Consider the following 15,300-nt stretch of genomic DNA (forward strand, 5'->3'; position numbering starts at 1 on the left):
GGTCGCTGCCGGCCGCCATCCGCACCGTCGATACCGCCGTCGCGGTTCGTTTCGTCACCTCTTTCTCCGAAACATCCACCATCCGCGCGCGGCCTTGCTCATTGAAATGCGTCAATCCCGAGCTCATGCAGTTCCTCCTTATTTGGCCCCGTGAAAGCCTTCCTCGTCGATCCAGCCATCCAGCCGCGCATCATGCGTTTCAAGCGGTAATCGGTCCGCAAGCTGAAGGCGGTAGCCGATCCCGATTACCGGCGGCCTCCTAGCGCCTGCCGGCACGCGCCGGCACAGGCCTTCGAGATATCGGTCGTAATACCCGCCGCCGTAACCGAGCCTCCCGCCGTATCGGTCAAAAGCCAGCCCCGGCAGCAAAATCGCCCCCGGCGCTTCTTCCTTCGGCCATTCCGCCGCCTTGGAGGGGTCCGGCTCCCGGATACCGTAAGCGCCCGGCGCCAGCTCCCCCCATCCCCGCACAAGAAAAAATCTCATCGAACGGTCGGACGGCTCGCTCTTGGGCAAGATAACGCGGATTCCGCGCATCCACGCCCATTCGAGCAGAGGGGCGGTATCGACCTCCGAACGAAACGGCACATAAGCCATGAAGCTGCCGCTGCCGGCAGCCGCCAGCCAATCTGCGGCATGTCCGCATATTCGCCCCGACAGCCTCAGGCGCTCCGTGCCGGTCAGAGCCTCGCGCGCCGCCGTCATCGCTTGCCGCAAACCGCGCTTCCGGATCCGTATGTCGGTTCCTTCCACTTCGGACATCCGCCCTTCCTAGTTGTCGTTTCCTTATATAATTGTAGTTTACCACCACTCCCCCGATTCGCCAAGGCAGCGCTTAGGTTATGGCTCCCTTTGTTCGGATTCCGACAGTTTCCTATCTTGAAAGCTTTAGTGAAGAGGGACTGCGTGTTATGGTACACTTATAGCTAAACCGAACTAATACATGAAACGCATAAACATGCACGGAGGTAACTATGCTGCTGCAAGTATCCGGAATATCCAAAAGCTACGGTGTCAAACCCGTGCTTTCCCATATTACATTTCAGGTCCAGGAACGCGAGCGTATCGGACTCGTCGGCGTCAATGGCGCAGGCAAGTCGACCCTGCTGCAAATCATTGCCGGCGAAATATCGCCAGACGGCGGCCAGATTCACAAGCTCAAGGAAGCCCGTTTCGGTTATTTGCCCCAGAACAGCGGGCTGCTGTCCGACAGAACGATCGAGGGCGAGATGCGCGCCGTCTTCACGGAGCTGTTGGATACCGAGCGGGAGCTGCGGGAGTTGGAGCGGCAAATAGCCGATCCGGCCGTGCAGACCGACACCGGCAAATACGAGGACGCGCTCGCCCGATATGCATCCCGTTCCGAATGGTTCCGCGAGCGCGGAGGCTTCGAGATCGACAACCGGATCCGCAGCGTCCTGCACGGCATGGGCTTCGGCGGCTTCGCCCCCGACACGCCGATCGCGACATTGAGCGGAGGGCAGAAAACACGGCTGGCGCTCGCCCGCATTTTGCTGCAAGCCCCCGACCTGCTTATGCTGGACGAACCGACGAACCATCTCGACATCGAAACGCTTACCTGGCTTGAGGAATATTTAAGAAGCTACCCCGGCGCGATACTCGTCGTATCGCACGACCGGTATTTCCTCGACGCCCTGACAACCTCGATCGTGGAAATCGAACGGCATGCCGCCAAGCGTTACACCGGCAATTACAGCCGATATATCGAAATCAAAGCGGCCGATTACGAAACGGCGATGAAGCAATTCGATAAGCAGCAGGACGACATCGCCCGTATGGAGGATTTCATTCAACGCAATCTGGTCCGCGCCTCAACGACGAAGCGGGCGCAGAGCCGACGCAAGGCGCTTGAGAAGATGGACAGACTGGACAAGCCCATGGGCGACCTGAAGAAGGCCCATTTCGCGTTCGAGATCGACCGGCAGACCGGCAAGGACGTACTCGATGTCCGCGATCTGTCCTTCGCGTTCGACGAAACGGCTCCTCCGCTGTTCCGCGCCGTATCTTTCCAGCTGCAGCGCGGTGAAACGGTGGCGTTGATCGGTCCGAACGGCATCGGTAAATCCACGCTGCTTAAAGCGTTGACCGGCGATCTGAAACCGCGCGCCGGCATGATCCGCTTCGGCTCGAACGTCAAGCTCGGCTATTACGACCAGGAACAGACTGGACTGACCGCCTCCAACACCGTTCTTGAGGAGGTATGGAACGCTTATCCGCATCTGGAGGAAGCCCGTATTCGGACGGTGCTCGGCAACTTTCTGTTCAGCGGGGAAGACGTGCTCAAAAAAATCGCCGCGCTCAGCGGAGGAGAGAAAGCGCGCGTATCGCTGGCCAAGCTGATGCTCGAACGGGCAAACGTACTTATTCTTGACGAACCGACGAACCATCTGGATCTCTACAGTAAGGAAGTGCTGGAATCTGCTCTGATCGATTTCGAGGGCACACTGTTCTTCATTTCGCATGACCGATATTTTCTCAATAAAATGGCCGAGCGCATTGTCGAATTGTCTCCTGAAGGCGCCCGGTATTTCCTGGGAAATTATGACGAAATGCTGGAGAAGAAAAAGGAACTGGAGGAGCTTCGTCTCGAGCGTGAGCAGGCCTCCCGAGCCAAACCGGGCCAGCCCCAGCAGGCGGCCGACTTGTCCAGCTATGAGGCGGATAAGCAAGCGAAACGCGATGAGCGGCAGAAGCAGCGCAGGCTGGAACAGCTGGAGAGCGACATCGCGAAACTAGAGGAAGAGATCGGTAGCCTTGAAGCGGAATTGGCCGATCCCGCGGTCTATAACGACTACGTTCTCGTGCAGCAGAAACAAACCGCGATCGACGAGAAAAAAGCAGCGCTTCAAGCAGTCTATGAGGCTTGGGAGCAATTATTGGCATAAAAAAGTCCCGTTACTTCGCCGGTCCGGCATGTAACGGGACTTTTCGATGTGTCTCAGCTATAGGGCGCCGGTCCTTCGGCAGCATAAATGCCAGCAGGCCGAACAGCGGCAAATAACTGCAAGCGCGTATGACCGGCGCCATGCTGCCGTAATAATAGCCGACATTGCCGAGGACGACCCCGCCCAAGGCTCCCATGCCGAAAGCCAGGCCGGTAATCAGTCCCGACGCCAATCCGACGTTGCCGGGCAGCAGCTCCTGCGCATAGACGACGCTGACCGAAAGGCCCGACATCCGAACAAAGCCGATCACCGCCACAACGGCGTCATAATCATCGACGCTCGGACATAACAATGGATACCGGACAAGAAAGGCGGGAGGAAACGAATCATGCTATATGTCATTATCCTGATGGTCACCTTTATTTGGGGCATCAACGGCATCATTGACAGGCAGGCGCTCCAGACCGGGCACCCGCTCGAAGTCAATTTTATTACAGCCTTCACGATGTTAATCGTCGCGTTGGTTTACCTCATGGCGGCCAAGCTTGGCGGCATGCCGTTTCAGTTTCACCGCAACACCGTGCTTTTTGCCATGACTAACGGCATCCTCGTACCGACGGCTTATGTCGTATTCCTCTATGCGCTATCGCGCGGATCGCTGACGACCGTGGTGACGATTACCGCCACTTACCCCATCGTCACTTTCGTGTTGGCCGTCCTCCTCATGAACGAAGCGGTATCCGCAAGCAAGGTCGCGGGCATGGCTCTGATCGTGCTCGGCCTATTTCTGTTTGTCAGACAATCCTAGGCATCCTCTCCTCATTTTCCCCTCCCATGGAACGACTATACCTTACCGCTGGTCGCCGGCAGCTTTTTTCGCCACCCCCTCCCTCCTCTTCCTCTCCCATTGCCGCCCCGCGCTGCTGGAAAACAATTCTGCGAGTGGGTTTCGGCCTTTTGACGCACAATTTCAGTATTGACAATAATGGAGAGCGAAGGGGAGTCCGCGCCTGCCCCAGCGGGCTGAGTCGCGCTTCGCACCTTGTTGTCGGTAGCGGTGCTTGTTTGTGATGACCAAGGTGCTCGGAAGCAAGCGGCTGCGAGACATGATCACAGCACAGCAACCGTTCCGAACCGCGAAGGCAACCTAGTTGAAGGAGGAGAACGCTGCGTGTCTAACGGCAAGAACAATCAAACGACCCCAACCCAAAAGGAATACCAGGCGCTCGCCAAGAAAAGGGAGCCCTCCCGTCCCGTTGTGAGCAATTGCATTAAAGCGTTCCTCGTGGGCGGTCTGATCAGCATCATCGGCCAAGCGATTCAGGATATGTTTGTGAATTGGGGCGGCTTCGACCGGAAGGAAGCGAGCAACCCCACCGTGGCCGTTCTGATCCTGATCTCCGTTATTCTGACCAGCCTGGGCGTTTACGATAAAATCGCGCAATGGGCGGGCGCCGGCAGCGCCGTTCCCGTCACCGGCTTCGCGAACACGATGGCATCGGCCGCGATCGAGCACCGAAGCGAAGGGCTGGTCCTTGGCGTCGGGGGCAAAATGTTCAAGCTTTCGGGTCCGGTTATTGTGTTCGGTACGGTCGCGGCGTTTGTCGTCGGTATCGTGCACTGGATTTTCGATCCCGGCTCGACAGGGGGGTCCTGAGTTATGCTGACCGGGCATCAGAGCTGGCAGTTTGATAAGCGGCCGCGCCTGCTCGGCACCGCAACGGTTGTCGGTCCGTTCGAAGGGCAAGGCCCGCTCGCCAAAGATTTCGACCGCATTCACGACGACCTGAGGATCGGACAGGACAGTTGGGAGAAAGCCGAGAAGACGCTGCTGGAGGAGGCGGCCAAGCTGGCCGTGCAGAACGCGGGATTGACGAACGAGAAGATCAATTTCTTCGTCGGCGGCGATTTGATGAACCAGATCATCAGCACGAGCTTTGCGGCGAGGACGCTGGCCATTCCTCACATCGGCGTGTTCGGGGCATGCTCCACGTCGATGGAAAGCCTGGCGGTCGCCGCGAATCTGGTGAATTCACGATCAGCCGATTATACGCTGGCCAGTGCGTGCAGCCACAATGCAACTGCGGAGAAGCAGTTTCGTTATCCGACCGAGTACGGGTCCCAGAAGCCCCCGACCGCGCAGTATACGGTAACCGGGGCCGGGGCCAGCGTCGTCTCGCTTGACGGGGACGGTCCTTGCATCACTACGGCCACGATCGGAAGAGTCATCGATATGGGCATCAAGGACCCGTTCAATATGGGCGCCGCAATGGCCCCCGCCGCAGTCGACACGATCCAGGCCCATTTCCGGGACCTCAACGTCGAGCCCGGTCATTACGACCTGATCGTGACCGGCGACTTGTCGAAAATCGGTTATGAGCTGGCCCGCGATCTGTTCGAGCGGCATAAGGTGCCAATCGATCAGACGGTGTACAAGGATTGCGGCATGATGATCTACGATTACGAAACACAGCAGGTGCAGGCGGGCGCCAGCGGCTGCGGCTGTTCGGCGGTCGTGACCTACGGCCATTTGCTGAACAGGCTCCGAAAGGGCGAGTTCAATCGAATGCTGGTTGTCGCGACAGGGGCGCTTCTGTCTCCGCTATCTTATCAGCAGGGAGAGAGCATCCCCTGCATCGCGCATGCGGTGTCCATCGAGAGAGGGGTGACTCCGGAATGATTTATTTATGGGCCTTCCTGGCCGGAGGAGCAATATGCGTCATCGGCCAAATCTGCTTCGACGTCTTCAAATTGACGCCTGCCCACACGATGACCTTGCTGGTCGTAGCCGGAGCGGTTGCCGAAGGCCTCGGCCTCTACGATCCGCTGATCAACTACGTCGGCGCCGGCGCTACCGTGCCGATTACGAGCTTCGGCAACGCGCTCGTGCACGGTGCGATTTCGGAGTATGACGATCACGGCTGGATCGGCATTATCACCGGCATTTTCAAAATCACCAGCGCCGGCATATCCGCCGCGATCATCTTCTCCTTCATCGCGGCGCTAATCGCCAAGCCGAAGGGGTAAAGATGCAACACTATCCAAGCTGAGAGCGGGAATTCCCGCTCTAGGCTTGCTTTTTCGCCTCATGCGCGCCGAAGAACGGATTCCTCCATCGAACTTATTCGTATTCGCTCAATTGTTGTTCATCCGCGATCCTCTGGACGTCCTTCAGCCGTATGACCAGATAGCCGTAGCCTTTCTCCCAATGCTTCTTCAACGCTTTTTCGTTCATATATCGGGGGCTGCCTTCGGGCTCCTCTCCGCAATCGCTTTGCGGATATACGGAATACCTTTGTGCTTGCGGTCGTAAACGTTCAGCTCATGCGCGCTAGTCCCGGAATCACCCATTTGCCCTTGAGATCGACGACAGCCTTTCCTCCGTCAGCTCAATTACATTGGAGGATTTGGTTCTCAGTCCTTCAACCTCATTCGTGAGTTTATGGTTCTGTTCGATCAAATCAGCCATTTGAATTTGTAAACGCTGCATGTCCTGCTGAGATACCGGCGGCCCGTCCGAAACATGATCTGTCTTTTTGCTTCCGCCAGACATACCTTTCATACAGAACAGCATCATCAAAGGACATGCCAACAATAGCAGTAGCGTCCAATTCAAGCGGAATCCCCCTTAGTTCGCCAATGCGGCTTTCGTTTTTTCATACTCCTCGAACGTAACCTCACCCTTGGCCAGCCTGATTTTAAGGAGCTCAAGCGGCGTTACGTTGTTGCTGCTCTCCACCGGCGGATGTTTTTTATGCTGGCTGGACGAACCTCCACAGCATCCCATAGGTCAGTACGACTCCATAAACGCTTTGCAAGCTTTCGTCATTTCCTTACCCTCGGGGGAATTCATCCCCGTCATCATTTTCTGCATGTCTTTGTTCCCCATCATCTGCATCATGCCCGACATATCGTTGCCGGACATCGCGCTGCCGTCCATCATGCTGTCCGCACCGCCTCTTGCGCTGCCCGTGTCATTGGATGCAAACGCAGCTTGACCCACTACCAATACGGCTGCCAGCGCAAACGAAGCGATAAGCAGATTCCTCTTTTTCTTCATTATCGATTGCCTCCTTCATAACTTGTGACTACTATGCCAGTATAATCAACAGATGTGTTCAAACCATGATGATTGTATGATGGAGCCACGAAATAATCGGACATTACTTCCGGTTGAGCGTGTAGGCCACGAGAAAGATGTCGTTGTAATGCCGCTCGACGTTTAAGATTTCAAGACCGGAATTGTCAATAAGCTGCAGGGTGTTCCGGTTCAAATGGCAGCCGTCGCAAAGCCGTTTCCATACCGGCGTAAGCCAATCCTGTACGGTGCCGAGGAAAGAACCTTCCAAGCGAACATGCTCGAAAAACAGCACTTCGCCTTCGGGTTTACAAACCCGGCGTATTTCCGCAAGCGCTTTGACCGGATCCGGAATCGTGCACATCACCAAGGTTACCGCGACTGAATCAAATGTGCTGTCCGGGAACGGAAGCCGCTCCGCATCGCCGGGTATGACTTCAATAACCGCACGCGCCTTCTCCGCTCTGCCGAGCGATTGCGCGCGCATGGCCGCTTCGGGCTCGATCGCAGTCACGTGAGCGGCATCCTCATAATAGGGAAAATTGATCCCGGTGCCCGATCCGATTTCGAGTACGCGACCTTTCAACCCTGCAAGTAGCTTTCGGCGGATGGGCCCGAACCGTCTGCGTTCCAACGGCCCCATCAGCGCATCGTAATATCTGGTGAAAAAGGTGCTCATTCCGCTTTCATCCTTTGTTAAGCTATTTTTGCGTCAGCATCCATTTTTTCTGGTGGAACTCTTCCTCGCTGATTTCCCCGCGGGCGAACCGCTCCTTCAACACCTGAAGCGCTGGATCTTCCTTTTTGCCCTATCCTGTCGTTGTCGGCGATTGCTCGTATACCAACGAGTGTATATGAGAGCTTTGTGCAAACTGTGAAAAAGATGTGTTGAAATGATGAACGAGTTTAGTGTTCCTCGATATCGCACGCAGTTTCCCGCGTATCGGTCTGGATCGTCGTATGCTTGATTTTAAATCGATCCTCAAGCAATTTTTTAGCCTCTTTCATGACCAGATGGCTGTTTTGCATGTCGTTCACGACGATATGGCAGCTAAGGGAAGGGATATCGGAGGATATCGCCCACACATGCAAATCGTGCACCTCGACTACATTTGGCAGAGAACCAAGCATCATGCGCACCTCGTCGACATTGATATGGGACGGCGCGCCTTCCATCAGAATGTGAATCGAATCCCGCGTCACCCGGTAGGCGCTGATAATGATCAGGATCGCCACTGCCACGCTGGCAATCGGGTCGGCCAAGTCCCATCCGAAAAACATGATCAACAAAGCAGCGATGATTGCGCCGACAGAACCGAGCAAATCCCCGATCACATGCAGAAAAGCGCTGCGGATGTTCAGATTTTCCGACGTGTCGCCCTTCATCAGAATGTAGGCTGCGGCGATATTAACCAGCAAGCCGATCGCGGCGATCATAATCATTCCGGAACTCATCACTTCAGGCGGCTCGAAGAAACGTCTGAATGCTTCCCAGAATATGTACAAAGAAATGCCGATCAACGTAAGACCGTTAATAAACGCAGCCAATACCTCAAACCTTTTATAACCGAACGTCTTGAATTCGCTGGCTTTCCGCTCCCCGAACGTCATGGCCAAATAGCTTAATCCAAGCGCGGTCGCATCACTCAGCATATGGCCTGCATCGGAGATCAAGGCAAGGCTGTTTGTCATAAAACCGCCGATCGCTTCGACAATCATATAAGCGGCAATCATAAAAAAAGAAAGCTTTAACGCCTGTTTATTGGCGTTTTTCCCATGGTTGTGCGAATGCCCGGGTCCATGTGAATGGGAATGATCGTGATCATGCGAATGGCCGTCGGAATCGGCAGGTTTATGTGGATGCGGATCACTTTTTTGTCCCAAATACGTTATCCCCTTTTTATTTTTAATGAGTCGTACATGAGATTTACCGGGAGAAAAACCCCAGCAAACGCATGCCGTTAGCAATGACAAGCAGAGAACTGCCGGTATCGGCCAATACCGCCATCCACAGCGTGGACCAACCCATGAATATGAGGGCCATAAAGACAGCCTTCACGAGCAGCGAGAACGCGATATTTTGTTTGATAATGCGCAGTGCGCGGCGGCTTAAGCGGACGGCGTAGGGCAGCTTGGCAAGATCGTCGGCCATTAGGGCGACATCCGCCGTTTCCAAGGCCGTATCCGTACCGGCAGCTCCCATGGCGATGCCGACTGTCGCGGTGGCAAGCGCAGGGGCGTCATTCACCCCGTCCCCGACCATCGCCACCCCCTTCTCATGCTTCATCCATTCTTTTATGGAAGACACTTTATCCTGGGGAAGCAGCTCCGCCCGGTAATCGATGCCTCCCAATTTGGCGGCGACCGCCTTGGCTGTGCCTTGGTTATCCCCGGTAAGCATCACGATCTTCTTCATGCCGACCGCTTGCAGCTCTGCGATCGCGGCCCTGCTGTTCGCCCTGATTTGGTCCGCGACCGTAATGATCGCCAGCAATTGCTCGTCCGTGCCGAGGAGCATAACCGTCCGGCCTGTCTGCTGGAGACGGTCGAGCTCTTCCTGAATGGATTCGAGCGAAAAATGCAAATCGTCGCGGAACCAGCGCGGATTACCGATGCGGTATGCCATTCCGTCGATCTCCGCCTGTGCCCCTTTGCCGGTTATGGAAGTAAAGTTCGTGCATTCGGAGATACCGATGCCTTCTTGCGTTGCCTTGCGCACAATAGCTTCAGCTACCGGATGTTCGGACATGGACTCCACACTTGCGGCGGTGGCCAATACGTCCGAAAGCGGCCTCCCGCAGAGCGGTATGATTTCTTCGACCTGCGGCACCCCGGCCGTCAAGGTTCCGGTTTTGTCGAACGCGATCACCGTGATAGCGCCGAGCCGTTCCAAATGCGCGCCGCCTTTGATCAGGATGCCGTTTCTTGCGGCATTGCCGATCGCCGAAACAATCGACACCGGCGTGGAAATGACCAAGGCGCAGGGACACGACACGACGAGCATCATGAGCGCCCGGTAGAACCAGATGTCGAAAGGCTGACCGAATATCAGCGTTGGAATCGTCGCAATCCCGACCGCCACCGCAATGACAGCGGGGGTATAATATTTGGAGAACACATCGACGAAGCGTTGAGACGGCGCTTTCTGCGCCTGCGCCTCCTCAACGAGATGAATAATGCGGGAAAGCGTGTTATCCTTCGACAGCTTCGTCACTTCGATCTCCAAGGCGCCTTGCTGGTTGACGGTTCCGGCAAACACATCGTCGCCGGCCGCTTTCTCTACGGGAATCGACTCCCCCGTTATCGGAGCCTGATTAACGGCGGAAAACCCTTTGGCGACCTTGCCGTCCATTGCGATTTTTTCGCCCGGCCTGACCATCAAGATATCTCCGACTACGATCTGCTCCACTGGAAGCGTCATCGTCTGTCCGGATCTGCGCACGATCGCCTCGTTGGGCGCCAAATCCATGAGCGAACGAATCGAGTTCCTTGTCCTATCCATCGTATAGGCTTCGAGCGTTTCACCCAACGCGAACAGGAAGACGACCGCCGCGCCCTCGCCCCATTGTCCAATGACGGCTGCTCCGACGGCAGCGATCATCATCAGGAAATCCATGCCGACGGTCCGCGAACGCAGCCCGTAAATGCCGCTCTTGGCGATCCGGTAACCGCCGACAACGATTGCCGCCGCGTACAAGACAGACGCGGTTGACTCCTCCATCATCCCCATAAGGGAAGGAATCCAGGCCAGCAGAAAAAGCAACCCGGAAATTGCGGTGGTGAGCACTTTTTTATTTTTTTTCCAGAACGGCTGTTCCGCTTCCCGCCGGGCAGCGCCCTCTTTTTGTTCCGTCGCGGAATAACCGGCCTGTTTAACGGCTTTTCGAACGGCCTCGACGGCATTTCCGTCATGCTCCACCGTCATTTTGGCCGCTCCGAAATTGACATTGACACGAACGACCGAAGAAATCGCACCCACCCTTTTCTCTAGTTTCTGGGCGCAATCGGCACAATCCATTCCCTCGATACGAAATGTGCTGATGTTTGGATTGGTCGTTGCGGGTTGAGCCACGTCGTAGCCTAATTTGCGTACGCTGCTTACAACCGTCTCGAAATCCGTCCTGGATTCATCATATCCGACGCTCATTTTCGAGGTCGCAAAATGGATATCGATTGAACTGACTCCATCGATCCGGGAGATCACCTTTTCGAGTTTGACGGCACAATCCCCGCAATGCAGCCCGGTTAACGATGCCGTTTGACTTGTATGCCGAGACAGGTCACGCTGACCGTCATTATGTTCATGGTTGCAGCAACTAGAAGCCATTGGAGTTCCCTCCTTCAAACTAATATATGATTAATTGTTCATATGTTATTTATTATAGTATGCGGTTGGTTGGCGGTTGTCAATCATTTAAATCGATAACTGATCATATAATATGCTGCCAAGTCCGGTTGAACCTATACAGGACGCAAATGGAGATGGGGGGACTGGTCTATGCCATCGTTCAATGAAATATTAAGCCCCGCCTGGAGAGAAGGCGGGGCTCGAAGAGGTGCTGTCGGATTGGTTGGCGGCTGTTCGCTTGGAATCGTTCTGATCTCCATATTGTGAGAGGAACTTCCGCGCGTACGATCAGTCCTCCATTTTGCCTTTGCCTTTATCGGCGATTTTCGTCCAGGTTTCTCCGGCATCCTCGGATAAAAACACATCGGTGTTGAAGGTCGCAAACGCAAACTCATTCGGATTTTTCGGGTTTTGCGCGAAGTAGGCGACGGCGTCTTCCGTTAATTCGGGAATTTTCATCTCAATGGTCTGTTTGGTATCGATATCGAGCTGAAGGAGCGAAGCTGCCGGCGCACGATAATTTCCGATAAATAACGAGCCTTTTTGGTTAAAATACAAAGAAGTTACCTGCGTGTCGGACAGGTTTTCAAAATTTTGCCCGCTGTCTTTCGACAGGAACAATCCCTGCTCTGTGCCGATCGCGACCACCGCGTCGTTGGTCGGATGGACCGCAATCGCTGCGGGATCGCCGGCAACTCCTTGCATTCCGGTCGGCGTCCAGGTTTTGCCGTCATCCTTGGAATAGTAAAGGCCAGGCGACTTCATTTGCGTATTGGGCTGCGGGTTGATCACATAAATCGCCTTTGTGCTGTAGCTTGCGCCCATCAGATGAAAATCGGTTTCTCCATAAACCGCAAGCGTCTGTACGTTTTTCCCTTCATCCGTGCTTTTCACCACGCCGAAAGGATTCTTTTTATTCGAGCCCTCTGCTGGGTGCCCACTGCTGTAAAAGCCGTTATCCACTGCAGAGAAACCCATATAATCGTGTTTTTCCCCCGGTCCCTGGGACCAGTGTCGTTCGGAAAATGTCATGATGCCGTTGTGCGCGGGCATCAATATCCGCTCTCCATCGATTGAATATCCGAGTCCGTGAATATGCGGCACGGACATTTCCTTCGGTCCCCCGCCAATTGAGGCAGCCGCTCCACTAATGATCACTCCTGTAAGCGACAAGATCCATGCCACTCGGAAGCGGTTTGCGGTTTTCGTTAATTGCTGGCGCCTGTAGCGATCCTCTTGTTTCTTCGCGTTATGCAATTGTTTCGCTTTGTATGCGGCAACCCCATACAAAATGAGAAACAGCACAAAGAGAAGGACTGTACCGATCAAAAAATAAGTGCTCAACGTAATCCCCGCTTTTGCTTCTTCCTCCGCTCCGTGCGCAAGAGCTTGGGCTGGCAGTAAAGACAAGCCCGGAATGATCAACCAAAGCTTCTTTCTTAGAAATAGCATCCCCGAATCTCCCTTTGAATATCATATTTGTATTTCGAAAGGTTTGTCAAATAAATCAGCCGACATCTTTTCTTAATTTAAGCACCGTTAGGAGTTGATTCGCGGCCTATTTTACTTCCCACGCTGCCATCTACCCCTGCGATTCGCCATACCGCCTAAACCGACAACCAGAAGGGCCAATAAAATGCCAATGATCAGAACAAATACAGGCGGCGCGGCTTTGTCGGAAGGCTGCTCGCTTGGAACATTATTTACGTTAGGAGTACTCAACGAAGGCGCCGCCAGCTCCAGAGCGTCAGCCTTGTTTTTTTGGGGGGGCTGAACCGACGACCAGGTGATTGCCCTGGTTTGTTTCTCTTCGGGAGAAACTATCTCTCCTCTTGGAGGGATGAATGATGGCAATCCCGAATGGGCAAACGCTGCCATCGGCAGCAAAATAAATGCCAAAAATAGAAGCGCCGTTGCTTTCATTACAAATCTCATAGCCTGTCCCTCCCACAATTTCACTTCACATGATGGTGAACCCTCGCCATCACCCTGACGAAACAAATTATAGCAAAGGCAACAGCGCGTGTACGCAACTTCACAAAACGTTGTTTTATTTGCCCTAATGTGATCACATTTTTATAGAGGCCATAAAATCCCCCCTCTGCTTTCGCTTACGCCGAGGGGGGATTTTATGGCCTTTATACTGAATGTTTAGCCGGCCATTCTGCGGCAAGCTTCAGCGCATGCGAAGCAGGCTTCGGCGCAACGTTTGCAGTGGTCGGATTGAGCCGCATGCTTATTGCATTCATTCCCGCATGCTTCGCAAATCGTGGCGCAAAGCGCGCAAATTTCTTTAGCAAATTGGCTGTTGCGGGACATGGCTTGTGCGGCGAAGGCGCAAATATCCGCACATTCACGATCCAAGCGAATACAGTCGCGCATCATCTGGACGTTGTCCTCATTCAGACAAGCGTCGTAACAATGGTTGCACTCTTGCATACAGCGTAAACATTCCTCGATGCACTGCTTAAATTGCTCGTGAGACATTCACATTACCTCCTTTGTTTTCGGACCCTATTTCTCGGATCACTTGTATATATTACCCAACCTTTTTCAGAACAAACGTAGTGACCCGAAAAAACTACGAATTGTAGTTAATTGTTGTCAACCGCGGCCTCCAGCGTAAAAAAGCACCGTCCCGGCATATGGACAGTGCTTATTAGTCTTCGCTAATCAGTTCCCGGCCGGCTCGGCGGTCGGCGGCAGCTCATCGTCCGCCCTATGTTCACGCCGGTACCATTGCGTGAATACATAGGTCAATATGGCCCCATACATGATCTCTTGCACCAGCTTCATGATGATGCCGCCCAATTGCTGATCCTCCAGCGGATTAAATAACGTGAAGGCTGCCTGGGCGTGAGACTGATCCAGTAAATGATTATGCTCGCCGGAAACGCCGGACCCCGCGGCAGCCGTCAATGAGACGGGATCATACGCGGCGTAAAGCGGAGCGGAGGCAAATATAATCAGGGCGCATGCCGGCGTCAGAAGCAGACCGTTCGCAAAAATATATCCCATCTTGCGGACATCGGCCATACGCCTCCAGTCCGGCACCGGACTCACGATCTGCCACCACATCATGCACGAGGTTACGAATAGGACGGCGTAATAAACCCGATGCAGGACAACGTTAGCCATAAGAAAATCGAACACAATCGGCATGTGATAGATGGAGAACAGTATATTAAACAACACAAGCGTCAGCATCGGATGCATGATCCAGCCCAGCTTGCGCCAATGCGGGGAGCGGAAAGCCAGCCGCCACACGAAGGCGGGTACGCCCAGCAGCAGAACCGGCGGCACGATCAGATAGGACAGCGACATATTAACCATATGGAACGCAAAGTTCAAATGTCCCAACAGTTGCAGCGGGCCGCCCTGCGCCAGATAGAACATGATGACCGCAGAAACGACATACGTGTTCTTCAGTAAAGTCGGACGGGCTTCACCAGGCATATGCTTCTCCCGCCAGGGCCCGATCAGATAGAAATAGCCGCCCAGCAATGTGACCATTCCCAGCACAAACAACGGGCTCCACATTTCAGTAAAGCTGAATTCGTTCAAATCGGTCATTATCATGATCCTCCTATGCAAGAAGAGAGACCGTCCAAACGCGACCGGCCTCTCTTCTTATCAAACAGCTTCTCTTCTTACCACCATACCCAGTAAAGGGCCATAATAACCATTGTGAACACGACGAACACGCCGGCCAAAATTCCGATGATCGGGTACAGATGTCCCCGATCCTTCATATGCATCCAGAATCCCATCTGAATGATAACTTGCCCGACCGCCATCGTCACCAATAAAATGTAAATAAAATCTTTGTTCACGTCTCCAGCGGCCACGACCGCAAAGGCAATTACGGTCAACAGCAGCGAGAAAATAAAGGAGACGATATGCTTCTGAGGTCCTTCGTGTTTATGGCGTCTCCGTTCATTGGCTGTCGAATGATGATCGGCCATGAC

18 protein-coding genes and 2 pseudogenes are annotated in these 15,300 nt (G+C 54.2%); 5 read left to right on the forward strand and 15 right to left on the reverse strand.

The window, feature by feature from the left end:
- Window positions 1–127 (reverse strand): annotated as a pseudogene (locus BG52_RS16675) (cyclic pyranopterin monophosphate synthase MoaC); the annotation flags it as partial.
- Window positions 128–138: 11 nt separating this feature from the next.
- Window positions 139–762, reverse strand: a complete 624-nt coding sequence (locus BG52_RS02760; protein ID WP_051587643.1) for a 5-formyltetrahydrofolate cyclo-ligase — start codon at window positions 760–762, stop codon at window positions 139–141.
- 212 nt (window positions 763–974) lie between these two features.
- Between BG52_RS02760 and BG52_RS02765 the strand changes: the two genes are divergently transcribed.
- Entirely contained in the window at window positions 975–2,906 is a 1,932-nt protein-coding gene (locus tag BG52_RS02765) for an ABC-F family ATP-binding cassette domain-containing protein (protein ID WP_036579832.1), read from the forward strand.
- Between the two features lie 10 nt (window positions 2,907–2,916).
- On the opposite strand, the gene BG52_RS02770 is transcribed toward BG52_RS02765, so the two are convergent.
- Window positions 2,917–3,222: an MFS transporter gene (locus tag BG52_RS02770; protein ID WP_190287445.1), complete on the reverse strand. Its 306-nt coding sequence runs from the start codon at window positions 3,220–3,222 to the stop codon at window positions 2,917–2,919.
- Between the two features lie 72 nt (window positions 3,223–3,294).
- On the opposite strand from BG52_RS02770, the gene BG52_RS14760 reads away from it, so the two are divergent.
- From BG52_RS14760 to spoVAE, 4 genes are all read left to right on the forward strand, one after another.
- Window positions 3,295–3,714 carry an EamA family transporter gene (locus BG52_RS14760; protein ID WP_051587642.1) on the forward strand — a complete coding sequence of 140 codons (420 nt, stop codon included), beginning with the start codon at window positions 3,295–3,297 and terminating at the stop codon, window positions 3,712–3,714.
- A gap of 363 nt (window positions 3,715–4,077) precedes the next feature.
- Window positions 4,078–4,563, forward strand: coding sequence for a stage V sporulation protein AC (gene spoVAC / locus BG52_RS02780; RefSeq protein WP_036579837.1), 486 nt, complete (start codon window positions 4,078–4,080; stop codon window positions 4,561–4,563).
- 3 nt (window positions 4,564–4,566) lie between these two features.
- Entirely contained in the window at window positions 4,567–5,586 is a 1,020-nt protein-coding gene (gene spoVAD / locus BG52_RS02785) for a stage V sporulation protein AD (protein WP_036579839.1), read from the forward strand.
- Window positions 5,583–5,933 carry a stage V sporulation protein AE gene (gene spoVAE, locus BG52_RS02790; protein WP_036579841.1) on the forward strand — a complete coding sequence of 117 codons (351 nt, stop codon included), beginning with the start codon at window positions 5,583–5,585 and terminating at the stop codon, window positions 5,931–5,933. The genes spoVAD and spoVAE overlap by 4 nt, the downstream gene beginning before the upstream one ends.
- 316 nt (window positions 5,934–6,249) lie before the next feature.
- Here spoVAE and BG52_RS02795 read toward each other — a convergent pair whose 3' ends face one another.
- The 12 genes and pseudogenes from BG52_RS02795 to BG52_RS02840 all read right to left on the reverse strand — a co-directional run bounded on the left by BG52_RS02795 (window position 6,250) and on the right by BG52_RS02840 (window position 15,297).
- Window positions 6,250–6,522, reverse strand: a complete 273-nt coding sequence (locus BG52_RS02795) for a DUF2933 domain-containing protein (protein WP_036579843.1) — start codon at window positions 6,520–6,522, stop codon at window positions 6,250–6,252.
- A 12-nt stretch (window positions 6,523–6,534) separates the two neighbouring features.
- Window positions 6,535–6,693 carry an SHOCT domain-containing protein gene (locus BG52_RS15580; protein WP_144340717.1) on the reverse strand — a complete coding sequence of 53 codons (159 nt, stop codon included), beginning with the start codon at window positions 6,691–6,693 and terminating at the stop codon, window positions 6,535–6,537.
- Window positions 6,694–6,696: 3 nt separating this feature from the next.
- Window positions 6,697–6,966, reverse strand: a complete 270-nt coding sequence (locus BG52_RS02800; protein ID WP_036579844.1) for a hypothetical protein — start codon at window positions 6,964–6,966, stop codon at window positions 6,697–6,699.
- 103 nt (window positions 6,967–7,069) lie between these two features.
- The gene (locus tag BG52_RS02805) at window positions 7,070–7,663 is read right to left on the reverse strand and encodes a class I SAM-dependent methyltransferase (protein WP_036579845.1); all 594 of its coding nucleotides are present in this window, start codon (window positions 7,661–7,663) and stop codon (window positions 7,070–7,072) included.
- Window positions 7,664–7,685: 22 nt separating this feature from the next.
- Window positions 7,686–7,769, reverse strand: a pseudogene (locus BG52_RS16745) (SHOCT domain-containing protein); the annotation flags it as partial.
- 121 nt (window positions 7,770–7,890) lie between these two features.
- On the reverse strand, window positions 7,891–8,868 hold the full coding sequence (locus BG52_RS02810) for a cation diffusion facilitator family transporter (protein WP_051587641.1): 978 nt from the start codon (window positions 8,866–8,868) through the stop codon (window positions 7,891–7,893).
- A 43-nt stretch (window positions 8,869–8,911) separates the two neighbouring features.
- Window positions 8,912–11,311: a heavy metal translocating P-type ATPase gene (locus tag BG52_RS02815; RefSeq protein ID WP_081798448.1), complete on the reverse strand. Its 2,400-nt coding sequence runs from the start codon at window positions 11,309–11,311 to the stop codon at window positions 8,912–8,914.
- Between the two features lie 309 nt (window positions 11,312–11,620).
- Entirely contained in the window at window positions 11,621–12,757 is a 1,137-nt protein-coding gene (locus tag BG52_RS02820) for a F510_1955 family glycosylhydrolase (protein ID WP_190287446.1), read from the reverse strand.
- 138 nt (window positions 12,758–12,895) lie between these two features.
- Complete coding sequence (locus BG52_RS02825; protein ID WP_036579848.1) at window positions 12,896–13,267, reverse strand: hypothetical protein; 372 nt, start codon at window positions 13,265–13,267, stop codon at window positions 12,896–12,898.
- 216 nt (window positions 13,268–13,483) lie between these two features.
- On the reverse strand, window positions 13,484–13,819 hold the full coding sequence (locus BG52_RS02830) for a four-helix bundle copper-binding protein (protein WP_036579851.1): 336 nt from the start codon (window positions 13,817–13,819) through the stop codon (window positions 13,484–13,486).
- A gap of 186 nt (window positions 13,820–14,005) precedes the next feature.
- On the reverse strand, window positions 14,006–14,905 hold the full coding sequence (gene ctaG, locus BG52_RS02835; RefSeq protein ID WP_036579854.1) for a cytochrome c oxidase assembly factor CtaG: 900 nt from the start codon (window positions 14,903–14,905) through the stop codon (window positions 14,006–14,008).
- Between the two features lie 77 nt (window positions 14,906–14,982).
- A complete protein-coding gene (locus BG52_RS02840; protein ID WP_036579856.1) occupies window positions 14,983–15,297 on the reverse strand; it encodes a cytochrome C oxidase subunit IV family protein in 315 nt (104 codons plus the stop codon).
- Between the last annotated feature and the right edge of the window lie 3 nt (window positions 15,298–15,300).

The sequence above is a fragment of the Paenibacillus darwinianus genome, from assembly GCF_000598065.1.
Lineage (GTDB): Bacteria > Bacillota > Bacilli > Paenibacillales > Paenibacillaceae > Paenibacillus_I > Paenibacillus_I darwinianus.